The following is a 16,154-nucleotide window of genomic DNA, read 5'->3' as shown; positions in this document are numbered from 1 at the left end:
TGAATGCGCTTTCTAAAAAGATACCACCCCAAAGTGTTGATGTCAAATATTATTCAATCCATAAGTAATTCGAGGCATATTCCTTTTTATATATACCCCCTGTGGTATAATGGTTGTGTAATAATAAGAGGTGAACAAAGATGTTTAATGAAGCATTGCAGAAATTAAAGTCACCGAGGTCTTTGATGAAACTTGCGTTGTTTACGATTTTCTTTCTAGGAATCTATACGCTCATCGATTCTTTCAACCTCAGTTACCGTGAGATGATGCTTGAATATGGTATTTATCTCGTTATTATCAATGTGTTTATGAATCTACTCATGGCCCTACTCAGTGGCCTGTTGATGGTATTAAACACAGTAATGGTAGATCTCAAAGGTATCGAAAGTAAAGGAGCAAATCTCAGCTTTGTATCCATTCTTTTCGGAATTCTTACCTACGGGTGTACCCCTTGTGTTATTGCATTTTTTGCGAATATCGGAATTGCATTCTCTGTGATTGCACTTCCTTTAGCCGGACTTCCGTACAAATTACTTTCTCTCGTATTAATCCTTCTCGGACTGATCTGGACTCGTTATGAAATCAATAATACAACATGTAAAATAAAAGCACCTACTGCATAGGTGCTTTTGTTTTTGTATTTAAATGTGTTTTAACGAGACTTTACAATAAGGTTGATTGCATCTTGAACCCGTTCATGATCACGACCCGATTCATCGACACAATCAAGGAGGTTATCTACGGCTATGAGTTTAATGATACGATCCACACTTGATCGAACAGCAGTCAATTGGACTAGCACATCCTGACAACTCTCTCCTTCTTCAAGCATACGTGTAACGCCACGTATTTGACCTTCCGCACGTTTTAAACGGTTTAATAATTGTTTTTCACATGTCATAGTGACATCGCTCCCTTATAAATCGACATACCACCCATTACATTCACAACATGATATCCTTTGTCCGCAAGAAAACGTGATGCCTCTTGAGAACGATGTCCCGTAAGACAAATAATATGGTACGTAATCTCTTTCGAAAGATTGGTATAGTGACGGTTTAATTCACCCAGTGGAATATTGATTGCGCCATCAATATGACCGCTTTCATATTCCCATTCATCCCGGACATCAATTATATTTAAAGGCACTTTGCGACCAAGTTGTGATTCTAATTCGGGGGTCATAATAGTTTTATACATAGTTATACCCTTCCTAAAAAATATAATGTGGCACTTGCCACATTATATAATATCTTTATAAATTATAATTTACTGTCTAAGTATTTTTCAAGTGCTTGTTTTGGTTGGAATCCACTGATTTTTTCAATAGGTTCGCCATCTTTAAACAAGATCATTGTCGGAATACTCATAACATTAAATTCCGTTGCTGTTTGACGGTTTTCATCAATGTCTAATTTCGCTACTTTAATTTTGCCTTCATATTTATCTGCAAGCTCATCAATAACAGGTGCGAGCATCTTACATGGTCCACACCATTCCGCAAAGAAATCTACAAATACAAGTCCCTCTGAAGTTTGTTCTTTAAAATCTTTATCTGTTATATGTAATGTCATAATTGTTACACTCCTTTTGGTTATTTACCTTATGACACTATTATACCCCCTACGGTATAATAGTAAAGACATTTGCTTAAAAAAAGACAATCTTTTAAAAGATTGTCCTTTTCTTATTCATGATGATCTTCAAGATCATTAAAGCGTTGTAGATCTTTTTCTTCTACCAATACAAAGAAGAGATCACCTTCGCGTACTTTGTATTCTGGACTCACAAGAATTTGAAATTCTTGATTATTATCACATTTCATACCAAGAATATTAAAACCGTATTCTTGACGAAGATTTAAGTCGTTAATGCTTTTACCATACCATGATGAGAGTGCATGAATCTCAACAATATTGTATCGATCATCAATGCGCAAGGCATCAATTACACTGTGTTTCGCAATTTCGTTTGCAAGTCTTTTTCCCATTTCAACTTCCGGTAAAACAACACGATCGGCTCCTACTTTTTTAAGAACTTCATAGTAATCCATATTTTTTGTTTTCACAATAACATGTTTACAGCCCAATTTTTTGAGATTTAGGACACCAAGGATTGTGGATTCCAAACGTTCTCCCGATGCAATAATTGCGATATCGGCATTTGCGACATCTGCAGCTTCGAGTTGTTCAAGTTTGGTGAAGTCTGCTTGGACTGCATGCTCCACTAAATTCGCTACTTCTTCAACACGTTCCATTTTCGAATCCATCGCAATAACATCAACTTTATGTCGCGCTAATGTTTTCGCAATCGATGCTCCAAATAATCCAAGCCCTAAGATAGCAACAGTTTTATTTGTCATTATTTCGCTCCTTTATCCGATTAAGACGTTCCCTTCAGGGTAACGAATTAACGGTTCTTTCTTTTCTGCACGGCCACCAAACGAGAGGAAGAATGTTAATAATCCAATTCGCCCAGCAAACATTAATACGATTAATACAATTTTACCAATCACTGTTAGATTTGGTGTGAGGCCCATGGTTAGACCCACAGTTCCAAAACACGAGAATACTTCTACCAATACGTATTCAATACCATAACGCTCAGGTATCGTTTCTGTAATCAGAAGGATGAGTGAAGCAAGTAAGACCATAATAATCCCAGCAAATACAATTAAGAGCGCCTTCTCTACTTTTTCATGAGAGATGGATCGATTCTTAAAATGTGTTTGTTCATCTCTTAATTTAGCACGAACAAAGAGCACAATGGTAGCAACGGTTGTTACTTTAACACCACCACCGGTTGAACCCGCTGAAGCACCAATAAACATTAAGAGAATTGTAACAAAAATACCCATTGACGAAACCGTCGCATAGTTAACATTCGCATAACCTGCCGTACGCGGGGTAATCGCCATAAAGAGATAATTAATAAGTTGCATATGGAATGGTAAATCCGCAAACGTTCCATTGCGACTCTCACTTAACCAAAAGAGTAAAAAACTTACTCCTAATATGGAAAGTGTGGTTATCAGTGTAAGTTTGGTATGCATAAGTAATTTACGATTTCGTCGATACGATAACACATCGCGCCAGACGATAAACCCTAAGCCACCCACGACTATAAGACCACCAATTGTAAGGATTACAAGTGGATTTTGAGTGAACCCTTCCAAACTGTCGCCAAATAAATCAAATCCTGCATTACAAAATGCGGATATACTATGGAAAACAGAGAAATAGATTCCTTTTAATATTCCAAATCTCGGAATAAAATCAATCGCCAAAAGGGATGCTCCAATTGCTTGAATTGTGAGCGAAAAGCGAATGATATAACGAATGAGAAACTGCGCATCCGATAAACTATCCGTATTTATGGCTTCACGAACAATCAGACGTTGACGCAGATTGAGACGTTTTCCTATAAAGACAAAAAACATCACGATAATTGACATGAACCCAAGTCCACCAATTTCAATTAAAGTAATGATCACCGTTTTTCCAAAATAGTTCCAATGTTCTGCGGTATTGAGTGTAACCTGACCTGTCACGCAGACTGCAGATGTCGCCGTAAATAATGCATCCAAAAAATTGGTTGCATGACCGCTTTGACTCGATATTGGCAAAGACAACAAGGTCGCACCAACAAAAATTGTTAGTGCGAAACCGAGTGCAATATATTGAGGAATTGTAAGTTTTTTAAATTTACGTTTCATTTTTTCAACCTCAACCTCGATAATGAACGCATAAGAGCAAGCTGAGCTCGTTTTAAATCAAGTCCATCCTCATACTCTTTCTTTTCATTTAGACGCTTTTCGGCACGAATTCGTGCCTGTTCAGCACGATGGAAATCAATTTCTTCTTCACTTTCAATTGTAGAAACCAAAAGTGTTCCTTGATTGTCTTCAAATGTGAACAACCCTTCCGAAACTGCAAAATTTTCTCTTCCATCTTTCGATTTTGTATACATAATTCCAATTTCAATTGGCAATACGATTGCCATATGTTCTTGGAGCACCGTGCGTTGCCCATCAGAAGTTGGGAGTGTGATGGAATCAATCTCCACACTCCGATATGCTCCTTCTGGTGTAACTATTTTTAGATTAAACATTTTCTTTTGTTACGCCTGCCTTACGGTAAACGTCATCAATTGTAGATGCGAACAAGAATGCTTGTTCTGGTAAGTGATCCACTTCCCCATCTAAAATTGCTTTAAAGCTACGGATTGTGTCAGCAATTGGCACATACGACCCTGGAATTCCTGAGAACGTCTCCGCAACAAAGAATGGTTGGGACAAGAAGTTACGGATTTTACGCGCACGGTTAACCGTCAACTTATCATCTTCACTTAATTCATCCATACCTAAAATTGCAATAATATCTTGTAAATCTTTATAACGTTGTAAGATTTTTTGAACTTCTGTTGCTACGTAAACGTGCTCTGCACCTACAACATCTTCCGATAGTAGATTACTGCTTGATTCAAGTGGATCAACCGCTGGATAAATACCAAGCGCTGCAATATTACGATCCAATACCGTTTTTGCATCTAAGTGCGTAAACGTAATGGCAGCAGCTGGATCCGTAAGGTCATCCGCTGGTACATAAATTGCTTGAATCGATGTAATCGATCCTGATTTTGTCGACGTAATACGTTCTTGTAATTGACCCATTTCAGTTGCAAGAGTTGGTTGGTATCCAACAGCAGAAGGCATACGCCCAAGTAGCGCGGAAACCTCTGATCCTGCTTGAGTAAAACGGAAAATATTATCGATGAAAAGCAGAACATCTTGTTTGTTTTGATCACGGAAATTTTCAGCCATGGTTAAAGCCGACAACGCAACGCGCATCCGAGCTCCAGGTGACTCATTCATTTGACCATAAACAAGAACTGTATTTTCAAGAACTTTCGCATCTTTCATTTCGTGATAGAGGTCATTCCCTTCACGTGTCCGTTCACCAACACCCGCAACAACAGAAAGACCACTGTGTTCAATTGCGATGTTATGAATTAATTCTTGCATTAAAACCGTCTTACCAACACCCGCTCCACCAAAGAGACCAATTTTTCCTCCTTGTGGGTACGGACAAAGTAAGTCAATAACCTTAATACCTGTTTCTAACACAGTATTAGTAGTTTGTTGATCTTTAAAGGGTGGCGCTTCACGGTGAATTTCATGCATTTCAACACCTTCTGTGTTAAATGTTTGTTCATCGATTGGCTCTCCCAATACATTAAACATTCGGCCTAAAATTTCTTTTCCGACCGGAACTTTGATAGCAAAACCTGTATCCTCAACTTCGAGGCCACGCGATAAGCCATCTGTAGGACCCATAGAAATACAACGCGCTAAATCATTTCCAATGTGTTGTGATACCTCAAGGGTAACATCCATTGATTCATGTTTTACTTTTAATGCATTGTATAGTTTTGGCATGTGCTCTTTATCAAAGCGAACATCCACAACAGGACCGACAATTTGTACGATACGACCTTTCATCTAAGAAACCTCCATTCCAGAAACAATTTCTGATATTTCTTGTGTGATTGCTTCTTGACGCACACGATTGTACTTGCGGCCAAGATCGTCAATCATATCTTGAGCACTATCAGTTGCTTTTTCCATCGCAATCCGACGTGTTGTATGTTCACTAACTTTTGAAGTTAGATATGTATATTTAACGAGACTCATCAATGATTGTTTAATCATCATTTCCGATGCTTCTTCAAAGCTTGGTTCATAGATGACATCATCACGACGACCGCTTGATTTCGTATTCAAGATATGAAGTTTAAAATCAAGGGTCATCGCATTTTCATACTCGGGTATGATTGCGACAATTTGATGTGTAGATACATACGGGTTAATCGTTTTAATAATATCGTGAAGTTCAATACGTTCGCTTGAAACTTCTTGATTAATGATGTTTACACCTCGTGTTTTTAAAAATTCATAAGCTTGGGCACCAAGACTGATAACCATATCCTCCTCACGATAAACTTCTAACAGTTTACGTGCAAGACCTTGGGTATATGCAGAACACAACCCTAAATCCGGCATGACTACAAGGTACAATCGCGGGGTGTCATCAATAATCGCCTCATCAAAATGAATAAATTGTTCAGAAACCTTAGTTACGGCTTCATAATATTCTTTGAACTCACTCATTTGATCACGATAACGTTGTAATTTACTCAAAGAAACAAGTTTCATCGCCTTTGTAATTTTTTGAGTTGAAGAGATTGATTTAATACGTTTTTTTATACCTGAAGTATTAGGCATGATGCGCCGCCTTAAAATCACTTATTTCTTCATCGATAATTGTTTTTAAGTCTTCGATTAATGCATCATCAAGGACATAGTCCTTTTTAATGCGATCAAGCACATCGGTATGTGTTTGAACAAAACGACCATGTAAATGTTTTTCAAACGGTAAAACTTCCTTAACCTCTAATTGGTCAAGATAGCCATATTTATTTAAAAACATACTAATAATCATCAACTCATGTGGTGTCTTTGTAAGTGCACCTTGTTTTAGAAGTTCTGTTAAACGACGACCATGGTCAATCGTTTTTTGAGTTGCTTCATCAATGTCTGAACTAAATTGAGCAAAACTCAATAATTCATGATACGTTGCAAGTTCTAGTTTTAGTGACGATGCTACATGTTTCATTGCTTTTGTTTGTGCTGCTGAACCTACACGTGAAACAGACATTCCGCTATCTACAGCAGGACGAACCCCACTGTTGAATGCATCTAAGTTTAAGAATAGCTGACCATCCGTAATTGAAATAACGTTTGTAGGAATATAAGCTGAAATATCACCTGCTTGCGTTTCAATAATTGGTAACGCAGTCATTGAACCGCCGCCGTAATTTTCATTAAGCTTTGCAGAACGTTCGAGTAAGCGTGAGTGAAGATAGAAAACATCTCCAGGATACGCTTCACGACCTGCAGGTCTTCTTAAGAGGAGTGAAATGGTTCGATAAGCAACCGCATGTTTGGATAAATCATCATAGACAATAAGAACATCTTCGCCATTATCCATCCAATGCTCTCCAATTGCACATCCTGTATAAGGTGCAAGGTATTGTAGCGGTGCTAATTCACTTGCAGTACTTGAAACAACAACTGTATAATCCAGTGCATCATGTTCTTTAAGTTTTTCAACAACCATTGCAACCGTTGATGCTTTTTGACCAATCGCAACATAGATACATTTCACATTTTGACCTTTTTGATTCAAAATAGCGTTTAAAGCAATACTTGTTTTTCCAGTTTGACGGTCACCAATAATTAACTCACGTTGTCCCTTTCCAATTGGAATCATTGAGTCAACGACTTTAATTCCAGTATGAAGTGGTTCGTGTACCGATTTACGCGTCATAACCCCAGGTGCCACACGTTCAATAGGACGGACATCAACCGTTTCAATGGCTCCTTGACCATCAATTGGTTGACCTAAAGCATTAACAACACGTCCTAAAAGTGCATCACCAACACCAACTTCAATAATATGGTTTGTACGGTAAACAACATCGCCCTCTTTTACAAGTTTGTCGTTACCTAAAAGTACAACCCCAACTTGGTTTTCTTCTAAGTTTAGTGCCAAACCAAATACTTCATCATTGAAACGGAGCATCTCACCAGATAGAACTTGATCTAAACCGCGCACAAAGGCAATACCATCACCAACTTTGAAGACTTTACCAACATCTACATTGGCTTCATCAAATTCGATAGTACTAATTTTTTCCTTTAACATCTGTAAGATGTTTTCAGTTTGGTTACTCATTCTCTAATCCTCCCTGGTTTAAGATTCGATCTAATTTACTTTTAATACTTGTGTCATAAATATCATGGTTGACACGTACCACAAGACCCTTAATCAACGAAGCATCAACATTATAGTCAATCTCAAAAACACCTTCATAGCGTAATTTTAAATTGGCCATTAATTGTTCTTTTTCGTTTTCACTTAATACATTTGGACTTGTAACCTCAACAACATTGAGATGCTTACCTTCTTCAAGGAAATCACGATATTCTCGTACAATACGATCAAAATCGCTCATCAACTTCGCATCTTGAATCATCTTGAGAAATTTTACAACTTCTTGAGGAAATGTTTTCCCCAATTCACTCCATACTGGTTCCAACGCATCTTGATCCAAGAACGTTGCCGTCATAATACGATAAAATTCTTCATCGTTTAAAAATTCTTGAAACGTTTGTAATGCGTTATAGAATTCCATGGGGTTTCTTGTTTCAACACCCACTTGATAAAGTGCCTCTGCGTAGACTTTAGTGCTTATAATCATAAGCATTCATTTCCTTCGCAAGATCATCCATCATATTTAGATTGTTGAGTTCCGCATCTTGTAAAACCTTACGGTTTACATCGACCGCAACTTGCAGCATGTATTGTTGAACTTCTGTATAAAGTTTTTTCTTTTCTAATTCATATTCTTTTTGCAATGCAGCTTCTCGACGATCGATTTCTACTTGAGCAGACGCAATAATATCTTTACGTTTTGCTTCAGCATCGGCCATCATATCGCCTTCAATTTTCTTTAGGCGCTCCATTGCGACAACATACTCATGACGTTGTTCTTCTTTAAGTTTTTTTGATTCTAGCTTAAGTGCTTCTGCTTCTTTTACTTCGCTCTCAATTAATTCCGAACGTTTTTCTAAGTATTCTTGAACAGGTTCGTGTAAATATTTTTTATACATCAAATATATTACGAATGTAGCACCAAGCTGAGCTGCCATCGTCAAGAGATTTGGCATTAACTTTTGTGCAATATCGATAGTCATAGAACCCTCCTAATATCTTACTTAAATACAAAGATTAACAAGAATGAAATTAACATACCATAAATAGCAGCTGTTTCAGCAATACCAGCACCAAGAATTAACATAGCGCGGATTTTACTTTCTGCTTCTGGATTTTTACCTACAGCTTCAACAGCTTTAGCCGCTGCGTAACCTTGTCCAATTGTTGAGAAAATCCCTGTCATAACCGCTAAAGCAGCAGCAATCGCTACTAACCCTCTACCAACACTAACTGTATCCATTTTAAATCCTCCTTATTCTGAATACTCGACAGCAATTAAAATTGATGTCAATGAAATAAATATAAATGCCTGCAAAAATGCAGAAAACAAATCAAAATACAAATGCAATACTGGGGCTACAATTACACCCATAAAGTTGAATCCACCAATTACTGGAACAAAACTACTTACCCATGCTGTAAACGTATAGAGTAATGTCATAATGACCGTTCCCGATAATACGTTCCCAAATAAACGTAATGACAAACTAATGAGCGGTGCAACTGTACCGAAAAAGTTTGGAATTACAAACGGGAAGAACGGTTCAAAGAAACCTTTGATGTATCCTTTAACACCATTCGCGTCAATCTTTGCAATTTGGATGAGAACAAACGTTATAATCGCAAGAACGAGTGTAACACTATAGTTACTTGTCGGTGCTTCTAATCCCGTTAAACCCATCATATTTGCTAAGAGAATGTAAATAAATACACTCCCAATGTACGCCGCCATGCGCTTCCCATGTTTTTCACCCATGTTCTGCACAGTAAACGTAGTTATGGTTTGAACATAGAGTACTGCTTTAAGTACCAATCCTTTCGGACGCTCCTCAAGCGTTAAATCTTTAAGCTTTGTACCAATAACATAAATCAAGGCGGAGACAGCAATCGTTAAGATCAAGACTGAATAGAGCTCACTCTGTACCATGCTTATTCTCCTTTGTAAATAATCCCGACATAAATAATATGAGTCGATCGATCAAATACGATGCCGCTAATGCATACGGGTTAATTGCATTAGGAAACATAAATGCAAGTAATAATGGTAACCATAAGATTACAAATACAAATATGATATACCGGATATATTTCCCTACAGTAAATTGATCCTCATCGAGCATAACCGCATAAAATTTTTCTCTGAAAAATCCCAACGTTAAGAGGCATGCCCAGCCAATGAGCCAACCAAGAGTCATTCGCCAATCAAAGAACATTAGAATCATTGCCACAATCGCAATCACACCAACTTGAATTTTCTTTGCCATAAGCACCTCCATAATCTCAAAAAAACCCCGTTTTGTTCGCATCCACTTTCTGTAAGAAAAGTTAGACATTCATAACGGGTTATCGACTCCTTCATTCAACACTGTGAATACGGGTAAATCGTAACACATTGAAGGTTTTTTTTCAATGAATAATACACCAGGGTATGTACGACATTTACGAAAGAAAACGCTTCAATTTGCCCCTATATAAATAGGATAGGAAAACGACCTTTTCACCACCAAAATTTAACACAAGCTTAACAAATCCTTGTTGTTCTTTTATTGTTTTTCAATCATTCTTTCGTCAAAGCACAAAAAAAGCCTTCACCTTTACGTAGATGAAGACCATTTTTTCTTATGAATTTGATTGTGACATGGGAATCATTGAAAGTTGAACACGTTGTTTGGCAGCATCCACATCCACAACCCAAACTTTCACAACATCACCAACTGCAACGACATCCGTCGGATGTTTCACAAATTGATTGCTTAGTTTGGAAATATGTACGAGTCCATCTTGCTTTACGCCAATGTCCACAAACGCTCCAAAATCGACAACATTTCGAACAGTACCATTTAGTTCCATCCCTGATTTCAGATCCTCCATCGTTAAAACATCTGAACGTAGAAGTGGACCACTCATCGCATCACGCATATCACGACCAGGGGCGATTAATGCTTTAAGGATGTCGTTAAGTGTCTCTTTTCCTAAATCGTATTTCTCCGATAATGCATTGATTGATAAGGACTCCAAATGTTTTCGTGTCGCTTCCGTACCAAGATCCTTCAGTGCAATGCCTTCATCGCTTAGAAGTTGTTTGGTGATGACATAGGTTTCAGGGTGAATTCCTGTGTTATCTAAAATATTTTTTCCTTTAGGAATGCGAAGAAATCCAATGGCTTGTTCAAATGATTTCGGCCCTAATCGAGGTACCTTTTTGATTTGTGTCCGCGAATCGAAGGAACCATTCTCTTCACGATACGTCACGATGTTTTGCGCAGTTGTTTTAGTGAGTCCTGCAACATGTTCCAATAATTGTGGACTCGCAGTATTGACATCAACACCGACTTGGTTAACGGCCGTTTCAACCACAAAATCCAGCTGATTTGATAAGTTTTTCTGACTTACATCATGTTGATATTGTCCAACTCCGACAGATTTTGGATCGATTTTAACCAACTCCGCTAAGGGGTCTTGTATTCGGCGTGCAATACTTACCGCCGAACGTTGTTCAACCTGTAAATCCGGAAATTCTTTGCGTGCAATATCACTTGCTGAATACACCGATGCACCCGCTTCGTTCACGATGAGGTAGAAGGTTTTTGTCGTTACTTTTTTAAGGTTTTCAGCTACGAATACTTCCGATTCTCGACTTGCTGTACCATTTCCAATCGCCACCATATCAACATGATATTTCTCAATTAAATCGATAAAAAGCTGAGCCGCTTCACGTTGCTTATGGGCAGGTGCGGGATTGTGTGGATAAATGACATCAATCGCTAAGACTTTCCCCGTTTCATCTACAATAGCGAGCTTGCATCCGGTACGATATGCAGGATCAAATCCCATGACAGTACGACCTTTTAACGGTGCTTGCAGCAGTAGATTTCGTAAGTTTTCTCCAAAAATAGATATGGCTTGTTTATCCGCTTCCTCCGTCAACATATTCCGAACTTCGCGCTCAATCGCTGGTTTAATAAATCGTTTATAACTGTCCTCATAAGCCGCTCTGACCCTGTGAACCGTTGGAGAATCCGTCTTGTTTCCAATAATTTGATGATCCAAATAACGCATTATTTTTGTTTCGTCGACAACGATATCGACCTTTATAACACCCTCTTTTTCAGCTCGATTAACTGCTAAAACCCGATGCGATGCAGCATTTTTAACGGGTTGGGTAAACGCGTAATACATCTCATAAACATGACGTTCATCTTTGGTGTCATCCTTTAGGACTGTCGATAAAACACCTGTATTTATTGTATAATCTCGAATCCACTCTCTAAATGCTGGCTCATCCCCGACGCGTTCCGCAATAATTTCATGAACCCCTTGGTAAACATCTTCCAACGTAATTAAGTCAAATTCAGCATTTAAATAGGACGTTCCTTGAGCTTCATCATTAAAATCACGTGGACAGGAGAAAACATCATCCGCGAGTGGTTCCAGACCTTTTTCCTTCGCAATCGTTGCTTTTGTGCGCCGTTTTTGCTTATAAGGACGATACAAATCTTCAACTTTTTGAAGTACGGTTGCGTTCCCAATCTCCAGCGCCAAAGAATCCGTTAACTTTCCTTGCTCATCAATAAGACGGAGCACTTCTTCTTTACGCGTTTCTAACGTTTCAAGATAGTGATGACGTTCTTCAATTTCTCGAATTTGGACTTCATCCAACGTCCCCGTAACCTCTTTACGATAACGAGCAATAAAGGGCACGGTATTTCCGTCTTCCAATAATTTTAAAACCGCATCAATTTGATGCGGACTGTACGCTTTAAGTTCTTGCTTGAGTAAATCAACTATATTTTTTTCCATTAAATTTCCTCACTTCTTCTCTTATTTTAACACACCTTTAAATAAATAAAAAAGCGTGCATCACGCTTTTGAAAATTCAGCTAATAAGCCTTCATATACGACCTCAAATGCCTCGACCTTTGTGAAATCATAAGGATGAACAAGATAAGCAGGTGTTTCCCAGAAAACAAGATTCGCTTGTTCCATAACCTCTGCAACAAACTCGGAGCAATAATATCCGTTCTCACGGGCTATGCGTCGATTAAACGCCGCACCAACAAGCCCCACAAAATTATAATGGTAATCATCCATATTTTCGACAAACACGCCGACATTCGCCTTTAATTGTGCATACGTCTCCAATTCAACATCCAGCTTTAAGACCAAACAACGGGTATTCTTAAAACGCTTAAACGTTCCTTCATAGAAACTTTCCTTCACAAAGCCGCCCCAAAACGGATTGTGCGGTTGTTTACGCCCAAAACTGTATAGTGTATGTAACGACGCATCAAAGGATATAGAGACATGATTATAAGGTGCTCCCGTAACCATTTTAATAACGCGCGTTAAAAGACTCCCCGTATCACTTAATACGATATAAACTTCTTTATGTTCCACAACTCACCTCAAATATTAATGAAGATATTATAGCACAACTTCTAACGCAATCCAGTCACCTTACCATCGATATAATCCATATCGACTGCATTTGGGTGTTTCGGCAACCCTGGCATTGTTAGAATATTCCCTAATAAAACGACGACAAATCCAGCCCCAGCAGCAAGGCGAACATCGCGTACATGTACCGAAAAATTTGCGGGTGCATTGAGTTTTTTTGGATCATCGCTAAATGATGTTTGTGTCTTCGCAATGCAAACTGGAAGACCATCAGGGTATTGTGATTCGATATCCTTAAGCTTCTCAAGGGCACTCTCAGAATATGAAACTGAATCGGCTCGATAGATTCTATGCGCTATCGTTTCAATCTCTTGTCTTAAACTTTGCGTTAGCGGATATAAAGGCTTGAAATTAGAAGGACGTTGACACATTTCAATAACAGCACGCCCCAATGCTTCACCGCCTTCTCCCCCTCTGGCAAACACGTTGGTTAAGACAACCTCACAACCCAGTTCCTGTCCCAAGTGTTTTAAATAATTGATTTCCTCTTGCGTGTCTGTTTCAAATTGATTAATCGCAATCATCACGTTATCTGAAAACTGCTTTAGATTTTCGTAATGTTGAATTAGGTTTTTTGATCCTTCCATTAATGCAGCGATGTTTTCGTCTTCCAATTCCGAAAGGGGAACACCACCATTATATTTAAGTGCTCGAATCGTTGCGACCAAAACCGTCGCATCCGGGACGAGATTGGCACCGCGACATTTTATGTCATAAAACTTTTCTGCACCAAGATCAGCCCCAAAACCGGCTTCTGTGACAACATAGTCGCTTACTTTGAGAGCCATTCGTGTCGCAATAACAGAATTACATCCATGGGCAATATTCGCAAACGGACCACCATGAATCAGCGCTGGTGTATTTTCGGTTGTTTGAACTAAATTGGGTTTGATTGCATCTTTTAGAAGCAAGGCCATGGCCCCCACCGCATCAAAATCTTGTGCTGTCAGCATCTCACCTTCAAATGTATACCCTACTACAATACGACTTAAGCGTTGCTTCAAGTCATCCATATCTTCCGCAAGACACAAGATAGCCATAATTTCCGATGCGACCGTAATATCAAATGACGTCGCATGTGAGACACGCTTACCAACAATTTCCAGTTCCCGAAGCGAGCGATCATTCATATCCATCACCCGATGCCATACAAGTCGCTCAGGATCAATACCCATTTCATTCCCATGATAGATATGGTTATCGATTAATGCTGCAAGAAGATTGTGTGCCGAGGTAATCGCATGAAAATCTCCCGTAAAATGAAGATTGATATCATCCATCGGTACAACTTGAGCATAACCCCCTCCGGTAGCACCACCCTTCATACCAAAACACGGACCCAAAGAAGGTTCACGGAGGGCACTGACAGCAGATACACCCAAACGGTTCAAAGCCATCGAGAGACCGATATTTACCGTCGTCTTCCCCTCGCCTGCCGGCGTCGGATTAATCGCAGTTACAAGAATCAACTTTCCCTGTTCAGGTTGTTTCATAATTTCCAATGAAAGTTTGGCCTTGCTGTTACCATAAGGTTCAATAAGATTGGCAGAAATTCCCAATTTATCCGCAATCGATTGCACCGGTAATATTTTTGTTGCTTCAGAGATCTCTACATCTGTTTTCATAACATTCCTCCTAAAATTTAAGAAAGCATAGGATGCCTATGCTTTCGTTAATCGAGTTTTATAAGGTTTCATATAGTCCAAAACCTTTTTAATGACAAAAATCTTAATGGGAAGCATAACTAAAGATTTCGTTACGCGAACGGGTATCATCGCAAGATAACTCTTTCCAAGTACCAAACTTAACCAATACGTATTTAATAACAAATTGATGGCAATCGTATTAAAAAGCGCAATCCCGACAATAACGGATAAGCGGCAATCTGCATCCTTCAACAATCCATACATCGCGCCAATAATAAATGCTGATAAGGTAAAACCGGGAAAATAAGCACCCCCTTGTGGGAAGAGCACTGCTCCCAATACATCTGCAAGTGCAGCTGCAACGCCACCAAATAACCAACCATATAAATACCCTGCAATTGCCATTGGTACATAGGTAAAACTAATCTTAACGATGGGTGTTGGTATTGCTAAAAACCGTGAAACAACGATTTGAAGCACCACAAACATCGCAAGATGTGTAAGCTTTCGTGTATTCATCATAAATTCCTCTTTTCTTTGTCAAGCAAAAAGAAAAGCTCTCGCAACGGACGCAATAACACATCGCGCTTTCGCTTCGTCATACAGCAACTTCCCATCCGTATGCACTTAACGCGTGTCATTTACTTTGCTTGATAAATTAAGAATACCAAGACTGCCCTAAGAAATCAACTTATGTTACTATATACTCAAATGAGGTGTAAAATGAAAAAAACGAACGCAATGCGCATTCTTGATCAAAAGAAAATTGACTATACCATGCGCGAATATCAAAGTGATGGCATTAATATTGATGGCATCTCGGTTGCCAAACAAATTCAAGAATCAGCCGAAAAGGTTTTTAAAACCATCGTCTTGCATAATGGAAATCAATATTTTGTTGCTCTAATCCCTGTTGCCGACCATATCGATCTCAAAGCATGTGCAAAAGGGTTAGGGGTCAAAAAACTTGAATTGCTACATGTGAAGGAATTATTCGACCTAACCGGGTATGTTCGAGGTGGTTGCTCGCCGATCGGTATGAAAAAACAATTCCCTACAATTATTGATGAAACGTGTTTGCTCTTTGAGACTATAATCTTTTCTGGTGGACGCATTGGAACGCAAATTGAGATGAAACCTGAAGCACTCATTAAACTGATTAATGCAAAAACCGGTGCAATCACTGCTATCGAAAATTTATAAATAAACAGAA

At 38.7% G+C, this 16,154-nt stretch carries 20 protein-coding genes and 1 riboswitch; of the genes, 2 read left to right on the top strand and 18 right to left on the bottom strand.

The window, feature by feature from the left end:
- Nucleotides 1-185: 185 nt before the first annotated feature.
- Nucleotides 186-623: a hypothetical protein gene (locus tag AAG186_RS01950; protein WP_202606000.1), complete on the top strand. Its 438-nt coding sequence runs from the start codon at nucleotides 186-188 to the stop codon at nucleotides 621-623.
- Between the two features lie 29 nt (nucleotides 624-652).
- On the opposite strand, the gene AAG186_RS01945 is transcribed toward AAG186_RS01950, so the two are convergent.
- From AAG186_RS01945 to AAG186_RS01860, 18 genes are all read right to left on the bottom strand, one after another.
- Nucleotides 653-901, bottom strand: a complete 249-nt coding sequence (locus AAG186_RS01945) for a metal-sensitive transcriptional regulator (RefSeq protein WP_003775485.1) — start codon at nucleotides 899-901, stop codon at nucleotides 653-655.
- The gene (locus tag AAG186_RS01940) at nucleotides 898-1,200 is read right to left on the bottom strand and encodes a rhodanese-like domain-containing protein (protein WP_161637042.1); all 303 of its coding nucleotides are present in this window, start codon (nucleotides 1,198-1,200) and stop codon (nucleotides 898-900) included. Before AAG186_RS01940 ends, AAG186_RS01945 begins: the two co-directional genes overlap by 4 nt.
- Nucleotides 1,201-1,262: 62 nt before the next feature.
- Nucleotides 1,263-1,574: a thioredoxin gene (gene trxA, locus AAG186_RS01935; RefSeq protein ID WP_161637041.1), complete on the bottom strand. Its 312-nt coding sequence runs from the start codon at nucleotides 1,572-1,574 to the stop codon at nucleotides 1,263-1,265.
- A 113-nt stretch (nucleotides 1,575-1,687) separates the two neighbouring features.
- Nucleotides 1,688-2,362 carry a TrkA family potassium uptake protein gene (locus AAG186_RS01930; protein ID WP_161637040.1) on the bottom strand — a complete coding sequence of 225 codons (675 nt, stop codon included), beginning with the start codon at nucleotides 2,360-2,362 and terminating at the stop codon, nucleotides 1,688-1,690.
- Between the two features lie 12 nt (nucleotides 2,363-2,374).
- Nucleotides 2,375-3,715, bottom strand: coding sequence for a TrkH family potassium uptake protein (locus tag AAG186_RS01925; RefSeq protein ID WP_161637039.1), 1,341 nt, complete (start codon nucleotides 3,713-3,715; stop codon nucleotides 2,375-2,377).
- A complete protein-coding gene (atpC, locus tag AAG186_RS01920) occupies nucleotides 3,712-4,110 on the bottom strand; it encodes an ATP synthase F1 subunit epsilon (RefSeq protein WP_125164204.1) in 399 nt (132 codons plus the stop codon). Before atpC ends, AAG186_RS01925 begins: the two co-directional genes overlap by 4 nt.
- A complete protein-coding gene (atpD, locus tag AAG186_RS01915; protein ID WP_161637038.1) occupies nucleotides 4,103-5,500 on the bottom strand; it encodes a F0F1 ATP synthase subunit beta in 1,398 nt (465 codons plus the stop codon). Before atpD ends, atpC begins: the two co-directional genes overlap by 8 nt.
- Nucleotides 5,501-6,283 (bottom strand): FoF1 ATP synthase subunit gamma, encoded by a 783-nt coding sequence (locus tag AAG186_RS01910; protein ID WP_125164202.1) that lies wholly within the window; start codon nucleotides 6,281-6,283, stop codon nucleotides 5,501-5,503.
- Complete coding sequence (atpA, locus tag AAG186_RS01905; RefSeq protein ID WP_125164201.1) at nucleotides 6,276-7,796, bottom strand: F0F1 ATP synthase subunit alpha; 1,521 nt, start codon at nucleotides 7,794-7,796, stop codon at nucleotides 6,276-6,278. Before atpA ends, AAG186_RS01910 begins: the two co-directional genes overlap by 8 nt.
- Nucleotides 7,789-8,328, bottom strand: a complete 540-nt coding sequence (gene atpH / locus AAG186_RS01900; protein ID WP_342621889.1) for an ATP synthase F1 subunit delta — start codon at nucleotides 8,326-8,328, stop codon at nucleotides 7,789-7,791. Before atpH ends, atpA begins: the two co-directional genes overlap by 8 nt.
- On the bottom strand, nucleotides 8,306-8,818 hold the full coding sequence (locus tag AAG186_RS01895) for an ATP synthase F0 subunit B (RefSeq protein ID WP_125164199.1): 513 nt from the start codon (nucleotides 8,816-8,818) through the stop codon (nucleotides 8,306-8,308). The genes atpH and AAG186_RS01895 overlap by 23 nt, the downstream gene beginning before the upstream one ends.
- A 17-nt stretch (nucleotides 8,819-8,835) precedes the next feature.
- Nucleotides 8,836-9,078, bottom strand: coding sequence for an ATP synthase F0 subunit C (gene atpE, locus AAG186_RS01890; protein ID WP_003775506.1), 243 nt, complete (start codon nucleotides 9,076-9,078; stop codon nucleotides 8,836-8,838).
- 12 nt (nucleotides 9,079-9,090) lie between these two features.
- Nucleotides 9,091-9,765, bottom strand: a complete 675-nt coding sequence (locus AAG186_RS01885; RefSeq protein WP_200549223.1) for a F0F1 ATP synthase subunit A — start codon at nucleotides 9,763-9,765, stop codon at nucleotides 9,091-9,093.
- Nucleotides 9,752-10,102 (bottom strand): hypothetical protein, encoded by a 351-nt coding sequence (locus AAG186_RS01880; RefSeq protein WP_125164197.1) that lies wholly within the window; start codon nucleotides 10,100-10,102, stop codon nucleotides 9,752-9,754. Before AAG186_RS01880 ends, AAG186_RS01885 begins: the two co-directional genes overlap by 14 nt.
- Nucleotides 10,103-10,457: 355 nt before the next feature.
- Complete coding sequence (locus AAG186_RS01875; RefSeq protein ID WP_161637036.1) at nucleotides 10,458-12,638, bottom strand: Tex family protein; 2,181 nt, start codon at nucleotides 12,636-12,638, stop codon at nucleotides 10,458-10,460.
- A gap of 60 nt (nucleotides 12,639-12,698) precedes the next feature.
- Nucleotides 12,699-13,235 (bottom strand): hypothetical protein, encoded by a 537-nt coding sequence (locus tag AAG186_RS01870; protein ID WP_125164195.1) that lies wholly within the window; start codon nucleotides 13,233-13,235, stop codon nucleotides 12,699-12,701.
- Between the two features lie 41 nt (nucleotides 13,236-13,276).
- On the bottom strand, nucleotides 13,277-14,920 hold the full coding sequence (locus tag AAG186_RS01865) for a formate--tetrahydrofolate ligase (RefSeq protein ID WP_342621888.1): 1,644 nt from the start codon (nucleotides 14,918-14,920) through the stop codon (nucleotides 13,277-13,279).
- A gap of 36 nt (nucleotides 14,921-14,956) precedes the next feature.
- A complete protein-coding gene (locus tag AAG186_RS01860; RefSeq protein WP_125164193.1) occupies nucleotides 14,957-15,463 on the bottom strand; it encodes a folate family ECF transporter S component in 507 nt (168 codons plus the stop codon).
- Between the two features lie 39 nt (nucleotides 15,464-15,502).
- A riboswitch (THF riboswitch) is annotated at nucleotides 15,503-15,592 on the bottom strand.
- Between the two features lie 72 nt (nucleotides 15,593-15,664).
- Between AAG186_RS01860 and ybaK the strand changes: the two genes are divergently transcribed.
- A complete protein-coding gene (gene ybaK / locus AAG186_RS01855) occupies nucleotides 15,665-16,144 on the top strand; it encodes a Cys-tRNA(Pro) deacylase (RefSeq protein WP_125164192.1) in 480 nt (159 codons plus the stop codon).
- Nucleotides 16,145-16,154 lie beyond the last annotated feature (10 nt).

Origin of the sequence: Erysipelothrix sp. P66 (genome assembly GCF_038682365.1) — a bacterium.
GTDB lineage: Bacteria > Bacillota_I > Bacilli_A > Erysipelotrichales > Erysipelotrichaceae > Erysipelothrix > Erysipelothrix piscisicarius.
This window is presented reverse-complemented; position numbering and strand designations above follow the sequence as displayed.